A 1939-nucleotide genomic window follows, 5' to 3' on the forward strand; every position below is an offset into this window, starting at 1 on the left:
AAAAAACTTTCTTCATTTTGAAAAGCTCCAAAAAAAACCTGGATTTCAGGTTGTAAGTATTTAAAAATTGTGATAGAGTAATGTTATTAGGGTTAACTCGCCTATACGCATGATTTTTTATTCAACATAAAATGTACTCCATTTGTGGTTAATCGGAAAATTATTAATTATTAATAGTCCATTGACAAATTAAACTACAATCATAATTCCTTTCCCTAATTAACTATCTGCAAAAGCTTAACCATTATGCAATCCTGCTGTTATCGACTTTTTTAGGCTCTCTTCTGACTGAATAATATTAATTTTTAGTATTCCAGACTATAGATAAATTTACGCGATCGCGGAGCGTTGCACCAGCAAATCGCCCCTAATCATTTTTCTACTTCCATCTACCAACTCCTTCATAGATTGTTTTAAATATGTACAATTGAATTTGACTCTAATCAGTCTAGTAGCACATCATTTATACTTTAATCTTTAACTTCTGAGTTATTTGAAACTCCGCTTTTCCATTAGACGTAGCTCAAGAGACTCTGCTACTTTTCTTAGCTCCGCATTAACTTTTACATCATCATCAGACTTAAACTTTTCCATCTGTTTCACCGTTTCTTTTAGGCGTTTTACTACTGATGATAATTCTTGAACATTCAGATTATTTTGATGTTCATAGATTAGTTGTATTGCTTCTTTTCTAATTGTGACAAATTCTTTAGTATCCTTAATCTTATCAAGTAGATTGTCTAAATCTTTAGAATCAAGAAGTTTTTGTTTTCTCAAAATTCTTTTTTTGTAAAAGTACCAAATTAAAGTAATCGCAACTGCTAAAATTACTCCATAGATAGCAGACCATAGGATAGTAGATATTAAAAGCCGTTTTCCTATACTGTTGATCAAGTATTCGAGTCTATCCTGGGTGTTTTTAATTGAGAACCGAGTTTCTCCTAATCTCTGAAATATTAACTTTTGCAGAGACTTATAAATATCAAGTTCATTCTGTATTTCTTCTTTCAAAGAAGGAAGTTTATTAACCCTGAAGTTATTAACAATTTCTAGCTTACTTTTAGCCCTAGGTTTTTGACTTAATGCTTCTGGAGTAAATTTTGGAATTTTCAGAAGATTTTTACCATCAAGATATAAGTCATAAATAAGTTCAATTATCCTATCTATTTCATCAGATTCCTTTCTAAGATTATTAACTAAAACTTGAGTATTTTTTTCAGTTTGAGAAATTTTCTCCAATAAATCATTTATGGAGGATAAATTATTGTTTGCATCATTAACAATTTCCTTAGTCAACGTAAAATTTTTCATGTTTTCATATTCACTAATCTGACGTTCAAAATTTTCAGATTCTTTTTCTATAGCTTCAATATTACTACGAAGCTCTGATTCTTCTTGTGGAATTCTTTCTATAACACTGTCTAAATTCTCAATTGTTTTATAAACAAAATCTAATTCACGATTCGCACGTTCTATCCAATTATCGACTTGTTCTCTAGTAATGACTCTATTATCTGTAACCTTTTTTTGTGCAGCTAACCAATTATTCCAAGAGAGAAGAAATCTTTTGGCATCTGAAACATTTTTTTCAATCCTGATTAAATCATTACTGAATTTCTGAAAGTTATTTGAGCTTGAATTTGTAGACTCTTTTAGCTGCAAATAAATATCTCTTAGTTTGTTACAATACCCATTCTTGTTAGCTAAATATTTTTCATCGTCAACTTCTTGACTATTATTGGCTAAATTGCATATATTTTCTAGCTCAGATATTAAGCCATCAAGGTCTTCACCAATAGACCTGATACTACCTTTTGTTTCCTCGAAATTTGCTTGTGTTCGATCTACATATCCCTCCTGAGACTTAACTTTATCCTTAAATTTCCAATAATTATTATCAATTATATCAATTTTTTCTTGAGTTGCTTTACCAGGGGGT

General features: G+C 30.1%; 1 protein-coding gene. It reads right to left on the reverse strand.

What is annotated here, in order from left to right; all coding sequences use genetic code 11:
• Positions 1–489: 489 nt before the first annotated feature.
• On the reverse strand, positions 490–1939 hold a 1450-nt coding region (locus tag AC3DU7_RS28080), incomplete at its 5' end, for a hypothetical protein (RefSeq protein ID WP_488042547.1).

It is taken from the genome of Okeania sp. (genome assembly GCF_983059655.1).